This window comes from Streptomyces sp. BBFR2 (assembly GCF_044497305.1).
Lineage (GTDB): Bacteria > Actinomycetota > Actinomycetes > Streptomycetales > Streptomycetaceae > Streptomyces.
On record NZ_CP172415.1, the window covers coordinates 550,001 to 569,135 of the forward strand.

A 19,135-nucleotide genomic window follows, 5' to 3' on the forward strand; every position below is an offset into this window, starting at 1 on the left:
CCGCCTGGACGTGCTGGTCGTCCATGACGGCGGCATGGCGGACACCGTCGAGCTGACCGGCACCGTGGACCTCGCGACCCGCACACGGCACGAGGTAGCCGACCGTATGTCAATGAAGTTGCTCCGCCTCTGATCAGACGGAGACAAGGCCTCAGCGGCGGTCGGAGACGCGCCGAGCACCGTTGCGGATGGCCGGCACGGTCAAGCCTGTTCCGGGCATCCGCTGTACGGGGCCGGACGCCGGCGCGGCGGCCTCGCGGGCGTAGTCGGTGAGGTCTTTCGGTCGGCGGCCCGGGCCTTCCGGACGTGGATCTTCACTTCGCCGTCGGCCGGCGGCCTCTCGGCAACCAGTGTGCCGGTGTCGGTCTCGGGCACGCCCCGGGAGCTTCGTGACTACGTCAACCGTTGGCGGATGCGTTGCCGTGTCCAGCCCAGAGCGCCGGGACCGTGGGCACGATCGCGGGGCGCTCCTCGCGGCCGGAGGCTCAGGAAGCAGCCACGTTTGCGGGCGCGGTCCAGCCGGTAGCTCGGATCCACTCGACCAGGTCCAGGGTGGCCGGCTCGATCGAGCGCACCACGGCGAGGTCCGAAGGGTATTCCGCCGCCTTCGCGAACTCGCGGAACATCACCTTGTCGAGGTCGTTGGGAAGCACGCTCAACGGGAGGGGCTCGTACCGTGCCGGGAGCCCGGCGCGCGCGCCGAACGCCGCGGCGATCTGGGGGCCCGTCAGCTCGTCGCCGACGAGCTCGACGGCGCCGCCGGGCGCCTTTGCGGTGCCGAGCAGGAGCGCGGCGGCGACCCGGCCGATGTCCCTGACCGAGATCATCTTCAGGGCGACGTCCTCCGGCAGCGGCATCCTCAGCACGATCTCCCCATGCTCCAGGCTCGGTGCCATCACGCTCGCGAAGTTCTCCATGAAGGCGGTCGCGCGAACCATCGAGGCCCTGAGGCCGGACTTCCTCAGGTACTCCTCGATCGAGTGCTTCGAGTCGTGGTGCGGCACACCCCGCTCCCGGTCCGCTCCGAAGACCGAGTTGAACACGACGTGCGGGACGCCCGCCTCGACCGCCGCGTCGACGAGCGTGGTACCGATGCGGATCTCCGCCTCGACCTCTTCGAGGCTGTTCGCCTCCGGGGTCATGAAGTAGAACCCCTCGACCGTCGCCAGCGCGGCGGCCAGCGACGCCGGGTCGTCGGCCCGGACGGCCGCCAGCTCGACGCCGCGGGCGGCCAGCGCCTGAGCCCGGTCGGACTGCGGGTCGCGGACCAAAGCCCGCACCCGCGCCTTGCGGTCCAGCAGCGCGTCGGCCACCGCCCCGCCCTGTTGGCCCGTCGCGCCGAAGACCGCGATCGTGCCGGCCGTCCGTGTACTCATCGCTGCCACCCTTCACTAGTTCATGGCGTGAACGAAATTAGTTCACGCCATGAACTTCGTCAAGGTGCGGGTGTAGCGGGACCTCACGGTGTGATGGGTGGGTTCGAGGCGGGGGGAGAGAGGTCCGAGGTGTCCACGATGGCGGTGGCCACACGCTCGAAGTCGCGCTGGTCGTCGGCGTCGAGGTTCCCCGCGATCTCGGGCAGGCGCTTGGCGACCTCGGCGAAAACGGCCTCGGCGAGCACCTTCCCCGTGGGCGTCGCACTGAGCATGACGACCCGTCGGTCCTGCGCCGAGCTTGCCCGGCCGACCAACTCGCGCCGCGCGGTGCGATCGACCAACTGGCTCAATGCGTTCTTGGTCATACCCAACGACGCGGCGAGGTCAGCCATCCGCCGCGGCTCGTTCCTGACCGCGCAGAGCAACGTGGCCTGCGAGGGGGTCAGGTCGAACTCGGCGCAGATCTGCGCGTACTTGCGTTGAATCACAACCGAGAGCCAGAAAAGCTTGTCGCCATAGTCCACGCCGACCTCCCCGGTCCGATGACGAACGATCAACCTACTCGTCGCGGGCCGGCAGACCGCCACTCACCAGGAGATACACACCCCTGCGAGACCGGCCTGGCACTCCTACCCCAACCACTTTGACCGACTTACCCTATCCCTTCACCTCTCAGGCCCCAGCTCATCCATGGCGCCTGCCGGCCTGACTCCGCGGGTGAACGACCACGCGGCCTACGGTTGAGCGGGACACCAACCGCCAACCCGTCCCGCACAACCGTAGGCACCGCAGGTCAGAGCCCCACCCTGCCCACAGTCACCTGGGGCAGGACACCGGGCCTCCCCGGCCCCGCGCGCCCGACCGCACCGCCGGAACCCCCTTGCCACGCCGGACGGGAAATACCGCGCCGGACACACCTCCGGGGAATTCGGGAGAGAAAGCGCGGAGCCCGTCCGATCGATCCCGAGGGCCCCGCCCTTGACGGCCGCCAAGGGATGCCATCACTCCCCCTGGAGCACCGGAACGCATTTCCGGAACACACGAGGAGAAATCGCGCGCGAAGACGAAGCCCCGGCGAACGACCTCACGGAGGTCACCCGCGAAGCGAAATCCGCCGGAATTCAGGCGGACTCCTTCCGGAATGCCGAACGCCCCGAGAACCCCGGGCGGGACGTGGCCGCCGCCCTGCTCCTCGTGCGCGGTCGGCACCATCCGGTCCACCGCGACCGGCGCGACCGGGCGGCGCGCGAGGTGCATCCGGGCCAGGTCAGCGGCGTGACACACGCCGCCGACGGCGCCGAACTCCGGCTGGGGACGGTCGCCCACACCCCGCGCCCCGCCCCGGAGGCGCCGCTGCGGACCACGGCACGGCCGACCGTGGCACACGCGCGGGCGCAGCCCCGTCCGGCATCCCTCGCCGCGCAACCACGCCCCGCCCCACGCCCCGCACCCCGCCCCCCGGCAGTACGCCTCCGCCACCCATGTGACGACGGCCCGCACACCAATATCTACGGCTGTGTACCCGGCAATATCTACGGCTGCGTACCCGGCGCACTGAAGATGAAAATCATCGATGCCGCGGCCCGGGTACTGGCGGTGCGCGTCGCCGGCAGTCCCGCCGTGACGGCCCGCGTCGATCGGGTGGAGTTCCTCATCCCCCTTCCCATCGGGGCCGTGCCGCACGCCTACCCGAAACTCCTGGACACCGGCCGCTCCTCCGTCCGGATCGAGGTCGAGGCGCACACGGAGCGCATGCGGACCGCGCTGCCGATGCCCGCCTCCTGGGCACGGCCGGCCTTCGTCGCGGTGGACGAGGCGAACCGCCCGCGCCCCTCGCTCCGTCCACCGGCGCACGCGGTTCCCGCGCCCTGCTGACGACCGGGAGGCGGCCGGGCCACAGGTCCGCGACCGCCCCCGCCGGGCGAGGGCCCGCCCCTCGGACAGACGCCCCTCATCACAGCAGATATGTGAAATTCACGTCTTGATTTGAGAACTTCACATGTGATTCTGTTTGAAGCATCATGAACGACGTGATCCCTGAGAACTCGACGTCCGCCGTGGGCCCGCGCCCGGTGGTCGGCGTCTCGCTGAAGCTCTACTTCGGCCTGGCGCGGACCCGGGCCTGGCTCGCGGAGGTGGCCGCGCTCCGCGACGCCCTGGCCGCGCTCCCCCGCCCCGTCGACCTCTTCGTCCTCCCCGCCTTCCCGGCGCTCGCCGACGCCCGCGAACTGCTGGCCGGCACCGGTATCGCCTACGGCGCCCAGGACGTCCACTGGGCCGAGAGCGGCGCCTGGACCGGTGAGGTCTCCGCGGGCATGCTCGCCGAGACCGGCGCCCGCTACGTCGAGGTCGGCCACGCCGAACGCCGCCGCCACTTCGGCGAGACCGACGAAACGGTGGCCGCCAAGACCCGCGCCGCCACCCATGCCGGACTGATCCCCGTCATCTGCGCCGGTGAACGCCGCGCCGACAGCCTCGCCGACGCGAGCGAGGAAACCCTCACCCAGGTCCGCGCCGCCCTGTCCGGCGCCGTCCCCGGCAGCGAGGTCGTCATCGCGTACGAGCCGGTCTGGGCGATCGGCGCCCGCGAGCCCGCGCCCGCCGAGCACGTCCGGGCGGTCGCCGGGGCGATCCGCGGCGCACTGCGCGACCACGACGTCCGCGGCCGGCTGATCTACGGCGGGACCGCGGGCCCCGGTACGTACACCGAACTACGCGGCGCCGTCGACGGGCTGTTCCTGGGTCGTCTCGCCCATGACACCGAGGGCCTGCGCAAGGTCGTCGAAGAGATCTCCGGCGGCTGACCGGCCCGCGCCCGGCATCCGCCGTCCGAACCCACCCGGCCCCACGGCCCCCGCCCTCCAGGAGAGAAACCGTGACCACCGACCAGGGCACCGTCCGCATCGCCATCGGCGCCGACGACGCCGGCCTCGTCATGCGGGACGCGATGATCGCCCACCTCACCGAACGCGGCTACCCCGTCACCGACATGAGCGCCGCGCCGTCCGAGGACTACCCCGACGTCGCCGAGCGCGTCGCGCGGAGCGTGGCCCGCGGCGACCACGAGCGCGCCGTACTGATCTGCGGCACCGGCATCGGCATGGCCATCGCCGCCAACAAGATCCCCGGCATCCGCGCCGCGCAGATCCCCGACAGCTACAGCGCCGAGCGGGCCCGTAAGTCCAACGACGCGCAGATCGCCTGCTTCGGCAACCGCACGATGGGCGTCGAGGCGGCGCTGGTCTGCCTGGAGCACTGGCTGGCCTCGGAGTTCGCGGGCGGCGGCTCGGCGCCCAAGGTCGAGAAGATCAAGCAGGTCGAGTCCCGCAACCTCCTCACCGCCTGATCCCATGCCGCGGGCGGCCGGAGGGGACGGCGGCGGCCGGGGCACCGGCGCCGCCCGGCCGCCCCCTCCGGTCGCCCGGTCCCCGCCCCGGAGCCCTCCCAGGAGCCCCCGTACCCTCTCCCGCATCCACTTCCGAAAGGCGGTAACGACCATGCGCGCAGTTGTCATCGAGGAACCGAACAAGCTGAACGTGACCACCGTCGCGGACCCCACCCCGGGCCCCGGCGAGGTCGTCGTCAAGGTCACGGCCGCCGGGCTGTGCGGCACCGATGTGCACATGCTCGCGGGCGAGTTCGGGCCCACCCGCTACCCGGTGATACCCGGCCACGAGTTCTCCGGCGAGATCGTCGCGGTGGGCGCGGGCGTCACCGGCTACGCGGAGGGCGACGCCGTCGCCGCCGACCCGGCCATCTACTGCGGCGCCTGTCACTTCTGCGCCATCGGCCGCGGCAACCTCTGCGAGCAGTGGGGCACCATCGGCATCACCGTCGACGGCGCCTGCGCGGAGTACGTCAAGGTCCCGGTCCGCAACCTCTACCGGCTGCCGGAGACCGTCCGCCTGGAGCACGCCCCGCTCATCGAGCCGCTGTCGACGATCGTGCGCGGCTTCGACATCGTCGACCCGCAACTCGGCGACAACTTCCTCATCTACGGCGCGGGCACCATGGGCCTGCTCTACCTCCAGGTCGCCCAGCGGGCCGGCGCCGCCTCCGTCTCCGTCGTCGACATCAACGAGGACCGGCTCGCCGTCGCCCGCAAGCTCGGCGCCGACGCCGTCGCCACCTCCGCCGACGAGCTGACCGCCGACCACCCGCGCGGCTGGCAGGTCGTCACCGACTGCACCGGCAACATCCGCGCCATCGAGGACGGACTGACCCGCCCGATCCGCGGCGGCACCTTCCAGCAGTTCGGCTGCGCCCCCGACCAGGAGAAGGCGCAGTTCTCACCGTTCCGCATCTACAACGACGAGATCCGCATCGTCGGCAGCATGGCGATCCTGCACAGCTACGGCCGCGCGGTGGAACTGCTCGGCAAGGGCGTCATCGACTCCGAGACGATGATCACGCACCGGTTCGGCCTGGACCAGTACGCCGAGGCGCTGGAGACCTTCAAGAAGGGCACCGGCCGCAAGCTCCAGATCGTCCCGAACGGCCCGCTCGCCTGACCCTTCCGCCTCTCAAGCACCGGACGGCCGCCCGCGCACCCCGCGGGCGGCCTTCCGCGTTCCGGGCCCGGCGTCCGGCGCCGTGCGGCCCGCCCGCCGTCACCGCACCGGTCCCGCGACGACCGGCGCGAGAAGCCATCCGGGCAGGGAAAACGCAACTTCGACAAGGCCCGCCGGGGCGGCTACCTTCACTGATCCCCGGCGATCGCCCACGGTCGTACCGGAGTTCCTCCGGCCGGACCACCCGCGACGCGGAGAGCCGGCCACGCCCCACGAGCCCCGCCCCATGCGTGAACCGCCAACCCTGCCCCACCGGGCACCCCGACCAGGGAGAGACGCTTGCCCCACCTCGCGCTGTACACCTTCGGAGTCCTGAAGTCGCCCCTCGCCGACCCCGCACCGCTCACCCGCGAATTCCACGACAGCGCCGACCCCATCTACCAAGAGATCAGCCGGCACCCCGGATACCTCGCCCGCGCCGAACCGGCGCCCGTCGCCCGGGGCGCGCACTTCGACCTGGACTGGGGCGCATGGGGAGAGTTCACCGTACCGGCCTGGTACGACAGGGGCCGCACGGTGGAGACCACCGCCCTGGCCACCACCCTCTCCCTCTGGACCGACCTGCGCCCCGCCTTCGACGCCCTCTACAACGGCCTGCACCGTACGGCCCTGAACAGGCGTTACGACTGGTTCGAGAGAACGGCACACCCGAGTTACGTGTTCTGGTGGGTCGCCGACGACGCGATACCCACCTGGCAGGACGGCGTCTCCCGGCTGGAACACCTCCACACCCACGACGCCACGCCGCACGCCTTCACCTTCCACCACCCGTTCACCCCGGACGGAACCCCGGCCAGGACCAGAGGCGCCGGCCCGAAGCGCGACCGGACCCGCTGACGGGCGAAGCCCGGACGACCGGATCCGCCGCCGGTTTCACCGGGCCCGGAGGATTGACGGAGCCGGCCTCAGCTCACGCCTCCCGTGCCAGCTCCGGGAGCCGGCCGGCGGTCTCCGCGTCCGAGGGCAGGCACGAGACCACCGTGACGCCCGGCGCCTCGACCGCCGCCAGCTTGACGTAGTCGAAGGTCAGCCGGCCCAGCCGGGGATGGTCGAAGCGGCGGCGCGCCGGGCGGAATTCCGCCACGTCGTGCGTGCCCCACCAGGTCCGGAACTCCTCGCTGCGGGCGCACAGTTCCGCGGTCAGCTCCTCGAACGCGGCGTCGCCGAGGTGACGGTCGGCGCTCGCGCGGTACTGCTCCAGCAGCGCCCGCGCCTGCCCCGGCCAGTCGGCGAGGAGGGCGCGGACCGGCGGATGGGTGAACACCCGCCGCAGCAGATTGCGCCCGGGGTCCGCCCAGGTGGCGGGCGAGCCGATGAGACCGGCCTCGGCGCGGTTCCACGCCAGCAGATCCCAGTTGGGCGCGAGGACGTAGGCGGGGTGCGGGTCCAGCGCGTCCACCAGGCGGTGCAGCGCCGGGCCGGCGTCGCGGACCGGGGCCGGACCGGGCGGGGCGTGTCCGGCCAGCGCGGACAGATGACGGGCCTCGGCCGGGGAGAGCCGCAGCACCCGGGCCAGGCTCTCCAGCACCTGGCGGCTCACGGTGATGTCGCGGCCCTGCTCCATCCACGTGTACCAGGTGACACTGACACCGGAGAGCGCCGCGACCTCCTCACGGCGCAGCCCGGGGGTGCGCCGCCGCGGGCCCGAGGGGAGCCCGGCCGCCTTCGGGGAGACCCGTTCGCGGCGCGAGCGCAGGAACTCCGCCAGCACCCGGCGCCGTTCCTCGTCCGCCATCGCCTCTCCCCGCCCGCGGGCACCGTGCCCACTCCCCCGCCCCGCCGGCCCGGGGCGTACGACCGCAGGTCAGCGTAACGCCCGCGGGATGGGGCCGGGTTGCTCCGCCCACGGGGGCGCCTCGGGGCGGCCCGTCGTCCCCGATCGCGGCGGAACGGCACGGCCCCGCCCGGGGGTGCCGCACCGGCTTTGGACGCTGTGCCCCGACCGGCCCCCCGGGGCGCGCGGCCCGCACCCGCCACCGGACGCCCGAGGTGGTACCCCCACCACCAGCATCAACCGGCTCTGTATCCGCCCCGCCGCGCCGACCAGGCTCGGGGCATGACACCTTCCCGGCCTCCCGCCACACCCGTACCGTCCCGCCCGGCTCCCGCCCCGGAGGCGGACGGTCGCGCCCCGGCCCCGTGGCGGGCCCTCTCCCTCGTCCTCGTCGGTGTGTTCATGGCCGTACTGGACACCTTCATCGTGCTGGTGGCGGCGCCCGCCATCCGGAGCGGGCTGCACGCCTCCGACGCCGATGTGCAGCTCGTCCTCGCGGGCTACCAACTCGCCTACGCCCTCGCCCTGATCACCGGCGCCCGGCTCGGCGACCGCTACGGCCGCAAGCGGTGCTTCCTCCTCGGCATGGGCGCTTTCACCCTCGCGTCGGTGGCCTGCGCCGCCGCGCCCGCGCCCGGCGCGCTGATCGCCGCGCGGGTGGCGCAGGGGCTGGCCGCCGCGGTGATGTTCCCGCAGGTGTTCGCGGTGATCCAGGTGGTTCTGCCACCCGAGCGGCGGGCCCGCGCGTTCGGTGTCCTCGGCGCGGTCATCGGCCTGGCGGGCGTCGCGGGCCAGTTGCTCGGCGGGGCGTTGCTCGCCGCCGACCTGTTCGGTGCCTCCTGGCGGCCGCTGTTCTGGGTCAACGTCCCCGTCGGCGTGGTGACGTCGGCGCTCGCCGCGGTGTACCTCCCCGAGTCGCGCGCCGCCGGACGGCACCGCCTGGACCTCACCGGCGCCGCCGTCCTGACCCTCGCGCTGTTCTTGCTGATCGTGCCGCTGATCGAGGCGCGGAACGCCGCCTGGGCGCCGTGGCTCCGGTGCGGCCCGCTCGCCGGGGCGGCCGCGCTGTACGGCTTCGTGGTGGTGGAGCGGCGGGTCGAGGCGCGTGGCGGGGCGCCGCTGCTGCGCCCGCGGCTGCTGGGCGACCGCGCCTTCGCCACCGGCATCGCACTGGTTCTGCTGACGTACTGCCAGATCAACTCGTTCTTCCTGATCCTCTCCCTGACACTCCAGGACGGGCTCGGGCTGGACGCCCTGGGCGCCGGGCTGTGCTACCTACCGTTCGCCGCGGCGTTCTTCGCGGGCAGCGTCGCCACCGGGCGCCGCTCCCGTCCGGGCCACGGCCCGCTGCGGGCCGGTGCGCTGATCCTCGCGCTCGGGTACGCCGTCACCCTCACCACCGTCGCCGCCCTCGGCGCGGCCCTCACCCCGTGGGCGCTGGTGGCGCCGTTGCTGCTGGTCGGGCTGGGCAACGGGGTGCTGGTGCCGCCGCTGCTGCACACCGTGCTCGCCCGGATCGCTCCCGCCGAGACCGGGATGGCCTCCGGGGTGCTGTCGACCGGCCAGCAGGTCGGCGGCTCGGCCGGCGTCGCCGTCCTCGGCCTGGTCTTCTACGACGCGCTGGGCGGCGCCGCCCGGCACGACACCGGCGCCTGGGCCCACGCACTGGCCGCGGCGCTGGTCCTCAGCCTCGCTCTGGCGGTGGCGGTCCGGGTGCTGCTGCGGTGGCTGCCCGGCGAGGCGGGCCCGGGCAGCCACTGACCACCGGGCGCGGGCTACCCCACCAGCGCCGCCAGCTCCGTCCCGGCGAGCAGGAAGCCGCCGACGCCGAAGTCCGCGGTGGTGTCCGGGCCGACCGGCTGGCCCGACTCCGGCCGGTCCCCGGCGGGCTGGACGTAGCCGAGGAAGCCGTCCGGGTGCACGGCGTGCGTGACGAGGGCGTGCCAGGCGCGGGCGGCGACCGGCCGGAAGAGCCGGGCCGGGACGAGGCCGGTGCGCAGCGCGTACGCCGTCGCGTAGAGGAAGAAGACGGTGCCGCTGGTCTCGGGGCCCGGCAGGTGGGCGGGGTCGGCGAGGTTGACGTTCCAGAAGCCGTCGGGGCGCTGGATGCCGCGCAGGGTGCGCAGTTCGGTGGTGAGGGCGGTGCGGTACACCGGGGCGTGCGGGTGATCGGCGGGGAGTGCGGCGAGGACCTTGGTGTGGGCGCCGGCGACCCAGCCGTTGCCGCGCGACCACAGCACCGGTTTCCCGTCCGGGGAAACGATCCCGCCGGGGAGGAAGCGCTTGTCGCGGTACCAGAGTCCGCTGCCGGGGTCGAGCAGCCCGGGGCCGCCCTCGGCGTCACGGGTGTGGGTGTAGAGGGTGTGCATCGCCTCGGCGTAGGCGGGGTCACCGCGGACCGCGCCGAGGCGGGCGAACGGCGGCATCGCCATGTGCAGCGCGTCATCCCACGTCCAGTCGGCGTGCCGGTCCGCCGCGGAGTCGACCATCGCGCGCACCGACGCGTCCAGCACCGCGATCTTCGTCTCGTCCGGTGCGCGGTCCAGCGCGTACAGGTCGAGATACGCCTGGCCGGCGCACTGGTTGTCGGCGTGGCGGGTGGCGGGGCCGTCGTTGAGCCCGTAGGAGTGCTTCTCGGCCCAGCCGCGGGCGTACGCGGCGTAGCGGGGTTCGCCGGTCAGCCGGTGCAGGGCGAGCAGTCCGCCGAAGAAGACGGCGCGGGCCCATTTGTTGTCGCCGGGGTCGGTGTGCGCGCCGATCCAGTGGTCGGCGACGCGGCGCAGTACGGCGATGATCTCCGCCCGCGGGGGCAGTCCGCCGCCCGCCCCGGCCCGGTCCGCCGCGGCCGCGCCACCGGCCGCGAACGGGGGCAGGCCGCCTCCGACGGCCAGCACGGCTCCGGTGGCGAGAAAGTGCCGACGTTCCATGACACACCCCTTCCGGGTACGACGATCGGGCACGAGCACCACGGGACGGGGCGGGCCGGGGCCGGGGCTGTCCGGTCGGGCCGGTGCGGGGCGGGCGGAATGCGCGGCCCGGCGCCCCTCCCGTTCACGTACGGGAACGCTGTTCGTTCATGGGAAGCGCTGCCATGGTGACAGCGAACCCCACACCGGGGAAGGGGGCCGCACAGGAGCGGCCGAACGGCGTCACCCGCTCCCCCGGAGATCCGAGGTCTCGCCGCCCTTCACCCCCAGCAGGGCGCAACTCCCCCTCACCTGCGGCCCGTTGCTCCGATGTTTGTCCGGTCGCGGGGCTTCCCGTGGCGCGGGGGCCGCTGCACCATGCGGGTGGCACGGCGGGCGGTACGTCCTCGGGGCGGCGGCCGCCGGAGGTCATCCACCGAGCGAAGGAGCCCGCGATGGGACGCCGCATCAGACCGTTCCGGCTGCTGGGGGTACTGGGGCTGTTGGGGGCGCTGCTGGCCGCAGGGGCGCCCGCCGGAGCGGCGGCGCGGCCCGCCCCCGGCGGCGGCTCGGGCCCCGGCACCAACCACGCGGCCGACGACCCCTTCACCGCCGACCGCACCTCCTGGTGGCGGCAGGACCGCTTCGGGATGTTCATCCACTTCGGCCCGTACTCCCACCTGGAGGGCGAGTACACCCGGCCGGACGGCACGGTCTGCCGCGACGCCGAGTGGATCAAGCGCCAGTGCAAGATCCCCACCGCCGCGTACGAACGGTTGGCCGCCGCCTTCGACCCGGCGGACTTCGACGCGCAAGCGATCGTCCGGACCGCCAAAGAAGCAGGTCAGCGCTATATCGTCATCACCGCAAAACACCACGACGGCTACGCGATGTGGCCGACCCGGCAGAACACCTGGAACCTGCGCGACCACTCCGCGTTCGACCCGCGCCGCGATCTCCTCGCCGAGCTGAAACGCGCCGCCGACGCCGCCGGGATCAAGCTCGGCTTCTACTACTCGATCTGGGACTGGCACGACCCCGACTTCGCCGGCCCGGCGACCTTCCCGCGCTACAGAAAACGGATGTACGCGCAGCTCAAGGAGTTGGTCGACGGCTACGACCCGGCGCTGTTGTGGTTCGACGGCGACTGGGACGCCGACGACCCCGTCAACCGCTGGTCCCGCCGCGACGGCGCCGACCTCCAGGCGTATCTGCACCGGCTCGATCCGGACCTGCTCGTCAACAACCGCGTCGGCAAACGCGGCGTGACCGACGGCGACTTCGGCACCCCGGAGCAGAAGATCCCCGACGAGCCGGTGGCCGGTCAGTTGTGGGAGAGCTGTATGACGCTCAACGACCACTGGGGCTTCGCCCGCTACGACACCCACTGGAAGTCCCCCGCCACCCTCGTCACCAACCTCCTCACCGTGGCGAGCCGCGGCGGCAACTACCTCCTCAACGTCGGCCCGGACGCCCGCGGCCGTATCCCGCGGGCGTCCGTGGACCGGCTGCGGGAGACCGGCCGGTGGCTCGCCGCGTACGGGCAGGGCGCCGCGGTGTACGGCGCCGGGTACACCGGGCTGGTCGCGGAGCCGTCGTGGGGCGCGGTCTCCCGGAACGGCGACACGCTGTACGCCTCGGTCACCGCCTGGCCGGAGCCCGGCGCCCCGCTGCACCTGACGGCCCGCGCGCCGTTCACCGTCACCGGCGCGCGGGTCCTGGGCAGCGACCGGCCGGTCACCGTCACCCCGAAGGGCGACGGCTGGGACCTGACCCCGACGGGCCCGGCGCCCGGCCCGCTCCCCGCCGTGATCCGGCTGACGCTCACGCCCCCGGAGGCGGCCCCCGCCGGCCACGGCACCGGACTGCACGCCCAAAGCTGGGACAACGCCACCTTCACGGGACGCCCGGTGGTCTTCGGCACCGACCCGACGGTCAACAAGTCGTACGGCTTCGACGGCTCCCCCGACCCCCGGATCCCGGCGGACCGCTTCAGCACCCGCTGGAGCGGCCGTATCGAACCGCGCTACACCGAGACGTACACGCTGACCACCGTCTCCGACGACACCGTGCGGCTGTGGATCGACGGCCGGCTGGTGATCGACCACGCCACCCCGCACGCCGTCGCCGTCGACCGGGCGACGGTGTCGCTGACGGCCGGGCACCGGCACCGCATCCGGATCGAGCACACCCAGCGCTCCGGCGAGGCGCACATGAAGCTGCTGTGGTCGAGCCCGAGCCAGTCGCAGCAGATCGTGCCGCGCCGTCAGCTCTACGCGGACTGAGGTCCGGGCCGCACACCGCGACGGGGAGCGGCAGCCGATCGCTGCCGCTCCCCGTCGGGTGCCGCTCCTCGCCGGGAGCGGGTGGTGCTCCGGGCCGCCCTCCGCCGGCCGGGGCGGAGGGGCGCCGGTCAGTCGATACCGCGGAAGATGTGCGGCTCGACGGGTTCCTCGTCACAGCCGGCGAGCCGGACCGGAGCGCCACGCCCCCACACCTCAAGGTTGCGGACTTCCTTGATGCGGCCGGGGCGTTCGCTCTGCTTCGAGCGGGGCTCCTTGTACTGCGTCTTGTCGAATGCCACCACGCACTCCTTCATCAGAGGTATTGGTACCGACGCGGTGGCGCCTCGTTCACAAACCGGGAGGTCGGCCAGGGTTTGTGGCGTTCCCGCGACGGGCCAAATGGTGTTGGCGTCTCCCAGGAGGGTCGTCCGTCGTCCCCCACCCTAACGACACCTAACCCCTCACGCGCGACTTTTTCCGGCGGCTTCACCCCCTATCTCCCGGGGCCGGAAACCACCCCCGGCGCGTCGGCCCCGGTCATCGGGCCGGGCGGCGCGGACGGCGGGCGCCGCGGCCACCTCGCGGGGCCCGCCATTCGGATGACCGCCGCCGGTCAGGGCGCCGCCCGCCGCCCGGACGTACCGGCGCGTCGGGTGGCGGGCGGTGAGCCTGCCCGCGGGGCGGCGCCGGGCGGTGCTACCCCTGGGCGGGTGGATTGGTTCACCGACTCCGGTTACTGGCTCGGCCGGCTGGTCTTCCAGCGGCTGCTGGCCCTCGTCTACCTCACGGCGTTCGTGGCCGCGGCGCGGCAGTTCCGGGCGCTGATCGGCGCGCGGGGGATGCTACCGGTGCCGCGCTTCACGGCGCGGGTGCCGTTCCGTGCCGCGCCGTCCGTCTTCCACCTGCGCTACTCGGACCGGTTCTTCGCCGGCTGGTCCTGGTGCGGGGCGCTGCTGGCCGCCGCGGTGGCCGCGGGCGCCGCCGACGCGGTCCCGCTGGGCGCGGCCATGGCGATGTGGGCGGCGCTGTGGGTGATGTACCTGTCGATCGTGAACGTCGGCCAGACCTGGTACGGCTTCGGCTGGGAGTCGCTGCTGCTGGAGACGGGGGTGCTGGCGGTCTTCCTCGGCAACGGCTCCGTCGCGCCGCCGGTCCTGGCGATGTGGCTGCTGCGCTGGCTGCTGTTCCGGGTGGAGTTCGGCGCCGGGCTGATCAAGATGCGCGGGGACCGCTGCTGGCGCGATCTGACCTGCCTGTACTACCACCACGAGACGCAGCCGATGCCGGGCCCGCTGAGCTGGTTCTTCCACCATCTGCCGCGCCCGCTGCACAAGATCGAGACGGCGGCCAACCATGTGGCGCAGCTCGCGCTGCCGGTGCTGCTGTTCACCCCGCAGCCGGTGGCGGGGTGGGCCGCGGCGGCGATGGCGGTCACCCAGCTCTGGCTGGTGCTCTCCGGCAACTTCGCCTGGCTGAACTGGCTGACCCTCGCACTCGCCCTCTCCGTCGCCGCCGGCGCCCGCCCCTGGATCGCCCCGCCACCGTTCCCGGCGGGCGCCCCGGTGTGGTTCACCGCCGTCGTCTGCGCCGCGACCGCCGGAGTGCTGGCCCTGAGCTACCGCCCGGCCCGTAACCTCCTCGCCCGCGACCAGCGGATGAACACCTCGTACGAGCCGCTGCGCCTGGTCAACTCGTACGGCGCCTTCGGCAGTGTCACGCGGGTGCGGCGGGAGGTGGTGGTGGAGGGGACGGCGTCGGCGGTGGACGGGCCGGGGACGGTGTGGAAGGAGTACGGCTTCCGCGGGAAGCCCGGTGAGGTGGGGCGGCTGCCGCGGCAGTTCGCCCCCTATCACCTGCGGCTGGATTGGCTGATGTGGTTCGCGGCGCTGTCGCCGGGCTACGCCGCCGGCTGGTTCGGCGGCTTCGTGGAGCGGCTGCTCGAAGGCGACCGGGACACGCTGCGGCTGCTGCGGGCCAATCCGTTCCCGGACGCCCCGCCGGCGCGGGTGCGGGCCCGGCTCTTCGAGTACCGCTTCACGACGTGGCGCGAGCTACGGGCGTCAGGCGCATGGTGGCACCGTCGAGAACTCCGGCCGTTTCTGCCGCCCACCACGCTGTCACCTCGTCCCGGAAGACGGTGAGCGTCCGCAGCGCCTCCCGCAGCCCGATACGGGTGAACTCCCGCTCCAGCACGTCGAGTTCGGCGAGCGCCTCCATGGGATCGCGGCCCGGCGCGGAGCGGGACCTGGCCAGTCCCGGCGTGGCCAGGGCGCAGCCGCGGGACTCCGCCGCTCCGCAGCGCCCAGCCCGTGGCTCCGCGGTCACCGGCCTCGCGGGCGCAGCGGTAGCCGGCGCGCCAGGGGGCGCCGGCGGCCTCGACATGGCCCGGACGACGGTTGGCCTCCCCCTCGGCGAAGGCTGCGCGGGCCCGGTCCGGCAAGGCGGCGACCTCGCGACGGGGACGGACGGCGACGGCCGGCACCTTCTCGCAGGAGGAGTTGACATCGAGCTTCGCGCCCGGCGCGCCCCGGTACTCGGGGGCGAATGCCTTGCTACGGCTCCGTTCCGCGCCTGCCCGTGCCTCCTCCCCTTGCCGTGGCGCGCCGTCCGGGTCAGGCTGTCTGCCGTCCATCCGCGGGCACCGGTGGTCCGCGGGCCGTACGGACCGATGCCGAGGTGGAGCATGAGCGCAGCAGGGACGGGGCCGGGCTTCGGCCGGCGGCGTTTTCTCGGGGGTGTGGCCGCCGGGATCGCCGTGACGGCCACAGGCGCGGCGCTGACCGCCCGGGACGCCGCTCCGGCACAGGCCCGGGGCCGGGAGCCGGGCCGTGGGCACGCCGGACGGCCGCGCGCCGCGCGGTCGGTGTTCCTGGGGACGTACACCTCGTCGGGAGGCGCGGGCATCGTCCTCGCGGAGTACGCCGCGGACGGCACGCTGACCGCCACCGGCACGGTCGGCGGCGTCCCCGACCCCTCGTATCTGGCGCTCGCCCCCGACGGCGGGACGCTCTACGCGGTCGACGAGCGGCAGGAGGGCGCGGTGACCGCGCTGGCACTGCCGGAGCAGGGCCCGCCGAAGGTGCTGGGCAGCCGCCCCACCGGCGGCGCCGGGCCCTGCCATCTGTCGGTCCATCCGGGCGGGCGCTGGCTGCTGAGCGCCAACTACACGTCGGGGAGCGTCGCGGTGCACCCGATCGGGGCGGACGGCGCACTGGGTGAGCGTACGGATCTGGTCACCCACTCCGCGCCGCCGCCCGGCCCCGGGCAGGACGGGCCGCACGCGCACCAGATCCTCACCTCGCCGGACGGCGGCCATGTCCTCGCGGTGGATCTGGGCACCGACACCGTCTACACGTACCGGCTGGACACCTCCGCCGGGAAGCTCGCCGAGGTGTCGCGGGCGGCGCTGCGGCCGGGCGCGGGGCCGCGGCATCTGACGTTCCATCCCTCGGGCCGGTACGCGTATCTGGCGAACGAGGTCGACAACACGGTGGTGGTCTGCGGCTACGACGCCGGCAGCGGGCGGCTGACGCCGGGCGATCCGCAGCCGACCGGCACCGGGGAGGGCACCAGCTATCCGGCGCAGTTGCTGGTCACCGCGGACGGGAGGTTCGCGTTCCTGGCCAACCGCGGGCACAACAGCCTGACCCGGTACGCGGTCGAGGACGGCGGGGCGCGGCTGCGGCTGCTGGACACGGTGCCGGTGGGCGGTGACTTCCCGCGGCAGATCGCCTTCTCGCCGGACGGGCGGCTGCTCTTCGCGGCGAACCAGCGGTCGGGGACGGTGACGGTCTTCGCGGTCGATGAGGACTCCGGTGCGCTGACGCGGCGCGGGGAGCCGTTCGCGGCGGCGGCAGCGGTGTGCGTCCTGCCGCGGTGACCGGGCGCCCCGCGCGCGGCCGGGCGCTTCGCGGGGAGTGAAACACTGCCGCAACAGTGCGGCAGTGTCCGGAAGTTAGCGTCGCCCTCCATGAGTACGGAGACACCGGGGACGCACACCCCCGCAAGCGGCCCGGCACCGGCGGAGGGTGCGCTGCGCCAGGGCCTCAAGCGCCGCCACATGCGGCTGATCGCGCTCGGTGGGGTGATCGGCGCGGGGCTCTTCGTCGGCAGCGGTGTGGTGGTGCACGCGACGGGCCCGGCGGCGGTGGTGTCGTTCCTGGCCGCCGGGGCGCTGACCGTGCTGATCATGCGGATGCTGGCGGAGATGACCGTCGCCCGGCCCGCGCAGGGCTCGTTCTACGCCCATGTGCGCGAGACGCTGGGGCTGCGGGCGGGTTTCACCGTCGGCTGGCTGTACTGGTACTTCTTCGTGATCGTGGTGGCCGTGGAGGCGGTGGCCGGCGGCCGGATCGTGCAGTTGTGGCTGCCCGGTGTGCCGTTGTGGGCGGTCAGCCTGGTCCTGATGGGGCTGCTGACGGCGACGAACATGGTCTCGGCGCGGTCCTACGGCGAGTTCGAGTACTGGTTCTCGTCGATCAAGGTCGTGGCGATCGTCGTCTTCCTCTTCCTGGGCGCGCTGTACGTGCTCGGGCTCTGGCCGCACGCCGAGGGCGGGCTGGCGCTGCTGACGTCGCACGGCGGGTTCGCGCCGGCGGGTGTGGGCGCGGTGCTGGCGGCGGTGGTGCCCTGTGTCGGGTTCTTCACCGGCGCGGAGATCGTGACGATCGCGGCGGCGGAGTCGGTCGAGCCGGAGCGGGCGGTGGCCGACGCGATCCGCTCGATCGTGTTGCGGGTGGTGGCGTTCTACGTCCTGTCGATCTTCCTGGTGGTGGCCGTCGTGCCGTGGACCTCCCGGGCGATCGAGGTCAGCCCGTACGCGGCGGTGCTGGAGCGGCTGGCGGTGCCGGCGGCGGGGACGGTGATGAACGCGCTGGTGCTGATCGCGGTGCTGTCCTGCCTGAACTCCGCGCTCTACACCTCGTCGCGGATGCTCTTCGCGCTCACCGGCAACGGGGACGCGCCGCGGACGTTCACCAAGGTCAGCCGGGGCGGGGTGCCGCGCCGGGCGCTGCTGGCCGGGACGTCGGTCGGCTATCTGTCGGTGATCGCCGCGTGGATCTCCCCCGACGTGATCTTCTCGTTCCTGATCAACTCCTACGGCGCCATCGCGCTCTTCGTCTATCTGGCCATCGCCTTCGCGCAGGTGCGGATGCGGCGGCGGCTGGAGCGGGAGGACCCGGCGCGGCTGACGCTGCGGATGTGGCTGTTCCCCTGGCTGAGCTGGTTGACCATCGCGGCGATGACGGCGGTGATCGCCGCGATGGCGGTGCTGCCCGACAGCCGTTCGCAGTTCTGGCTGAGCCTGGTGACGGTGGCGGTGGTGCTGCTCGGCTACGAGGTGCGGCGGCGGACCGCGGCGGCGCCGGAGACAGCGGTGCCCGGCCCGGACGTGGTGGGGGCGGCGACCGGCGAGAGGTAGTGCCGCAGCAGCTCGCGCAGCTCGTCGACGAAGGCGTCGTAGCCCTTCCGCAGCTCGCTGCCGGGCCAGTCGGCGGGCAGCAGCGCGGTGGGCAGCAGCGGGTCGGTCATCAGATGGCGCTGGGCCGCGGCGGCGACGGTGAAGCGGTGCGCGGGGTCGTCGGCGGCGGCGAGCCGGGCGCCGAGGTCGCGGGCGCGGGCGGCCCAGCCGTCGAGGTCCCAGAGCTTGCCGGCCAGCGCGACCGGGTCGCCGTCGGGGGTGCCGGTGAGCCAGGTGCACTGATCGGCGGCGGGCGGGCGGGGCCGGTCGAGGTTGGCGGGGCGCAGCCAGCTTCCCTCGCGCAGCTCGGCCAGGCGCAGCCCGTCCATGGCGCGGCGCAGCGCGGTGCGCTCGGCGGCGGTCCGCCGCTCGCCGGTGACCAGCGCGATCTCCCAGGCGCCGGACCACGGCAGGGTGCGCGGGGTGTGGCTGTCGTCCTGCCGGCGCTGGCGGGCCAGCAGCCGGGAGGTGAGGGCGTAGTCCCCATCGGCGTGGGTGAGGTCTCCGGCGGCCACCATGCGGGAGAGTGCGACACGGACCGTGCCCTCGGCGATGCCGAACAGTTCTCCGATACGGACGAGGGCGCGGACCGGGAGTTGCGGCGGGTGGTTGCCCAGGAGGGTGCTGAGGACGACGGAGCGCGCGGTGAGCGGCCGGACGCCCAGGTCCTCCGCGTCGTCCGCCGCGCTCCGCGGGGCGTTCGCGGGGGCCGCCCCGCGAGTGCCGTCAGATCCGTCCGCGCCGTTCATTCATTACATCCTT

The 19,135-nt window shown here is 73.6% G+C and carries 17 protein-coding genes; 11 read left to right on the forward strand and 6 right to left on the reverse strand.

Going from position 1 to position 19,135, the window contains the following annotated elements:
• Window positions 1-10: 10 nt before the first annotated feature.
• Complete coding sequence (locus tag ACGH2B_RS01980; RefSeq protein WP_399083050.1) at window positions 11-133, forward strand: hypothetical protein; 123 nt, start codon at window positions 11-13, stop codon at window positions 131-133.
• A gap of 352 nt (window positions 134-485) precedes the next feature.
• Here ACGH2B_RS01980 and ACGH2B_RS01985 read toward each other — a convergent pair whose 3' ends face one another.
• Window positions 486-1,376, reverse strand: coding sequence for an NmrA/HSCARG family protein (locus ACGH2B_RS01985; RefSeq protein WP_399083053.1), 891 nt, complete (start codon window positions 1,374-1,376; stop codon window positions 486-488).
• 83 nt (window positions 1,377-1,459) lie between these two features.
• Window positions 1,460-1,900, reverse strand: coding sequence for a MarR family winged helix-turn-helix transcriptional regulator (locus tag ACGH2B_RS01990; protein WP_399083057.1), 441 nt, complete (start codon window positions 1,898-1,900; stop codon window positions 1,460-1,462).
• A gap of 649 nt (window positions 1,901-2,549) precedes the next feature.
• Between ACGH2B_RS01990 and ACGH2B_RS01995 the strand changes: the two genes are divergently transcribed.
• The 5 genes from ACGH2B_RS01995 (at window position 2,550) to ACGH2B_RS02015 (ending at window position 6,784) form a co-directional block, all read left to right on the forward strand.
• Window positions 2,550-3,251, forward strand: coding sequence for an acyl-CoA thioesterase (locus ACGH2B_RS01995; protein ID WP_399083060.1), 702 nt, complete (start codon window positions 2,550-2,552; stop codon window positions 3,249-3,251).
• Between the two features lie 155 nt (window positions 3,252-3,406).
• Entirely contained in the window at window positions 3,407-4,180 is a 774-nt protein-coding gene (locus ACGH2B_RS02000; protein ID WP_399083063.1) for a triose-phosphate isomerase family protein, read from the forward strand.
• 71 nt (window positions 4,181-4,251) lie between these two features.
• Window positions 4,252-4,722 carry an RpiB/LacA/LacB family sugar-phosphate isomerase gene (locus ACGH2B_RS02005; protein ID WP_399083066.1) on the forward strand — a complete coding sequence of 157 codons (471 nt, stop codon included), beginning with the start codon at window positions 4,252-4,254 and terminating at the stop codon, window positions 4,720-4,722.
• A gap of 151 nt (window positions 4,723-4,873) precedes the next feature.
• A complete protein-coding gene (locus tag ACGH2B_RS02010; protein ID WP_399083069.1) occupies window positions 4,874-5,887 on the forward strand; it encodes a zinc-dependent alcohol dehydrogenase family protein in 1,014 nt (337 codons plus the stop codon).
• Window positions 5,888-6,226: 339 nt separating this feature from the next.
• Window positions 6,227-6,784: a DUF3291 domain-containing protein gene (locus ACGH2B_RS02015; protein ID WP_399083072.1), complete on the forward strand. Its 558-nt coding sequence runs from the start codon at window positions 6,227-6,229 to the stop codon at window positions 6,782-6,784.
• A gap of 73 nt (window positions 6,785-6,857) precedes the next feature.
• Here the strand turns inward: ACGH2B_RS02015 and ACGH2B_RS02020 are convergent, their stop codons facing one another.
• On the reverse strand, window positions 6,858-7,682 hold the full coding sequence (locus tag ACGH2B_RS02020) for a helix-turn-helix transcriptional regulator (RefSeq protein ID WP_399083075.1): 825 nt from the start codon (window positions 7,680-7,682) through the stop codon (window positions 6,858-6,860).
• 321 nt (window positions 7,683-8,003) lie between these two features.
• On the opposite strand from ACGH2B_RS02020, the gene ACGH2B_RS02025 reads away from it, so the two are divergent.
• On the forward strand, window positions 8,004-9,482 hold the full coding sequence (locus tag ACGH2B_RS02025; RefSeq protein ID WP_399083078.1) for an MFS transporter: 1,479 nt from the start codon (window positions 8,004-8,006) through the stop codon (window positions 9,480-9,482).
• Window positions 9,483-9,496: 14 nt separating this feature from the next.
• On the opposite strand, the gene ACGH2B_RS02030 is transcribed toward ACGH2B_RS02025, so the two are convergent.
• Window positions 9,497-10,648 carry a glycoside hydrolase family 88 protein gene (locus ACGH2B_RS02030; RefSeq protein ID WP_399083081.1) on the reverse strand — a complete coding sequence of 384 codons (1,152 nt, stop codon included), beginning with the start codon at window positions 10,646-10,648 and terminating at the stop codon, window positions 9,497-9,499.
• Between the two features lie 434 nt (window positions 10,649-11,082).
• Between ACGH2B_RS02030 and ACGH2B_RS02035 the strand changes: the two genes are divergently transcribed.
• Window positions 11,083-12,912, forward strand: a complete 1,830-nt coding sequence (locus tag ACGH2B_RS02035) for an alpha-L-fucosidase (protein ID WP_399083084.1) — start codon at window positions 11,083-11,085, stop codon at window positions 12,910-12,912.
• A 128-nt stretch (window positions 12,913-13,040) separates the two neighbouring features.
• On the opposite strand, the gene ACGH2B_RS02040 is transcribed toward ACGH2B_RS02035, so the two are convergent.
• The gene (locus ACGH2B_RS02040; RefSeq protein ID WP_399083086.1) at window positions 13,041-13,211 is read right to left on the reverse strand and encodes a hypothetical protein; all 171 of its coding nucleotides are present in this window, start codon (window positions 13,209-13,211) and stop codon (window positions 13,041-13,043) included.
• A gap of 411 nt (window positions 13,212-13,622) precedes the next feature.
• Here ACGH2B_RS02040 and ACGH2B_RS02045 point away from each other — a divergent pair, with 411 nt between their 5' ends.
• From ACGH2B_RS02045 to ACGH2B_RS02055, 3 genes are all read left to right on the forward strand, one after another.
• Window positions 13,623-15,053: a lipase maturation factor family protein gene (locus ACGH2B_RS02045; protein ID WP_399083089.1), complete on the forward strand. Its 1,431-nt coding sequence runs from the start codon at window positions 13,623-13,625 to the stop codon at window positions 15,051-15,053.
• Window positions 15,054-15,595: 542 nt separating this feature from the next.
• Window positions 15,596-16,792 (forward strand): lactonase family protein, encoded by a 1,197-nt coding sequence (locus ACGH2B_RS02050; RefSeq protein WP_399083092.1) that lies wholly within the window; start codon window positions 15,596-15,598, stop codon window positions 16,790-16,792.
• A 90-nt stretch (window positions 16,793-16,882) separates the two neighbouring features.
• Window positions 16,883-18,334 carry an amino acid permease gene (locus tag ACGH2B_RS02055; protein WP_399083095.1) on the forward strand — a complete coding sequence of 484 codons (1,452 nt, stop codon included), beginning with the start codon at window positions 16,883-16,885 and terminating at the stop codon, window positions 18,332-18,334.
• Here ACGH2B_RS02055 and ACGH2B_RS02060 read toward each other — a convergent pair.
• On the reverse strand, window positions 18,247-19,122 hold the full coding sequence (locus ACGH2B_RS02060; protein ID WP_399083098.1) for a PaaX family transcriptional regulator C-terminal domain-containing protein: 876 nt from the start codon (window positions 19,120-19,122) through the stop codon (window positions 18,247-18,249). The two genes, ACGH2B_RS02055 and ACGH2B_RS02060, sit on opposite strands and share 88 nt — an antisense overlap.
• Window positions 19,123-19,135: the final 13 nt, after the last annotated feature.

What these genes read in the sequence shown, in the direction of transcription:
- ACGH2B_RS01985 (WP_399083053.1), bottom strand. Translation starts at nt 1,376, where the DNA reads ATGAGTACACGGACGGCCGGCACGATCGCGGTCTTCGGCGCGACGGGC.
- ACGH2B_RS02010 (WP_399083069.1), top strand. Translation starts at nt 4,874, where the DNA reads ATGCGCGCAGTTGTCATCGAGGAACCGAACAAGCTGAACGTGACCACC.
- ACGH2B_RS02020 (WP_399083075.1), bottom strand. Translation starts at nt 7,682, where the DNA reads ATGGCGGACGAGGAACGGCGCCGGGTGCTGGCGGAGTTCCTGCGCTCG.
- ACGH2B_RS02025 (WP_399083078.1), top strand. Translation starts at nt 8,004, where the DNA reads ATGACACCTTCCCGGCCTCCCGCCACACCCGTACCGTCCCGCCCGGCT.
- ACGH2B_RS02030 (WP_399083081.1), bottom strand. Translation starts at nt 10,648, where the DNA reads ATGGAACGTCGGCACTTTCTCGCCACCGGAGCCGTGCTGGCCGTCGGA.
- ACGH2B_RS02035 (WP_399083084.1), top strand. Translation starts at nt 11,083, where the DNA reads ATGGGACGCCGCATCAGACCGTTCCGGCTGCTGGGGGTACTGGGGCTG.
- ACGH2B_RS02050 (WP_399083092.1), top strand. Translation starts at nt 15,596, where the DNA reads ATGAGCGCAGCAGGGACGGGGCCGGGCTTCGGCCGGCGGCGTTTTCTC.
- ACGH2B_RS02055 (WP_399083095.1), top strand. Translation starts at nt 16,883, where the DNA reads ATGAGTACGGAGACACCGGGGACGCACACCCCCGCAAGCGGCCCGGCA.
- ACGH2B_RS02060 (WP_399083098.1), bottom strand. Translation starts at nt 19,122, where the DNA reads ATGAACGGCGCGGACGGATCTGACGGCACTCGCGGGGCGGCCCCCGCG.